This is a genomic window from Bartonella sp. AP19HLJMH (assembly GCF_042196245.1).
GTDB lineage: Bacteria > Pseudomonadota > Alphaproteobacteria > Rhizobiales > Rhizobiaceae > Bartonella.
In genome coordinates this window covers 1-710 of the sequence record NZ_JBHIPX010000090.1, presented here as the reverse complement: position 1 = coordinate 710, position 710 = coordinate 1, and the positions used below count along the sequence as shown (strand labels likewise).

General features: G+C 39.0%; 1 protein-coding gene. It reads left to right on the top strand.

Annotated features, from left to right (window positions below):
* The coding region (locus ACFINR_RS09535; RefSeq protein WP_375654249.1) for a hypothetical protein at positions 1-681 on the top strand (681 nt) is incomplete at its 5' end.
* Positions 682-710 lie beyond the last annotated feature (29 nt).

The following is a 710-nucleotide window of genomic DNA, read 5'->3' as shown; positions in this document are numbered from 1 at the left end:
GAATTTATTGATGATTGTGAATATATCGATGGTCATTTCTTAACTCGAATTAGAGCCTTAAGAGATTTTGATGATGTCAAAAAAGGTGACCTCGGTGGCTATATTGAAAGTGAAGATAATCTCTCTCATGAAGGTAATTGCTGGGTGTATAATAAAGCTCGGGTCTTTCAAAATGCACGCGTCTTTGGAAATGCTAAAGTAAAAAGCTTTTTTGTTGATGTCTATGGTAATGCGCAAATTTATGGGAATGCTATTTTTGAAGGTATGACATTAAAGGACAATGCAAAGCTGTCTGGTAATGCGCATGCTAACAACGCCGTTGTAATTGAAGGCAATGCACAAATTTATGATAACGCCCGTGTCACTGATCATGCTCATATTTCCGATAATGCTGTCATTTGTGATGATGCTCATGTCGGAGGCAATGCAAAAATAAGTGGCTCTGCTTACATTTGTGATGAATCACGTGTTTTTGATGATGCCGTTATTTGTGATGCTCTTATCTCTGGTTCTTCATATATTCATAGCAATGCCTCTTTAACAGCTAATGAAGATATCTGTGATGATGCATATCCTGAGTTTGGTAGCGAAGATGATTATTATCGTCATGAGTATTATGCTGATTTTGAAGGGTATTATGACGATGATGATAACAGCGAATATGAAAGTGATGCTGCGTAAATGACACGCGCGGGCGCGGCGGGGGCGCC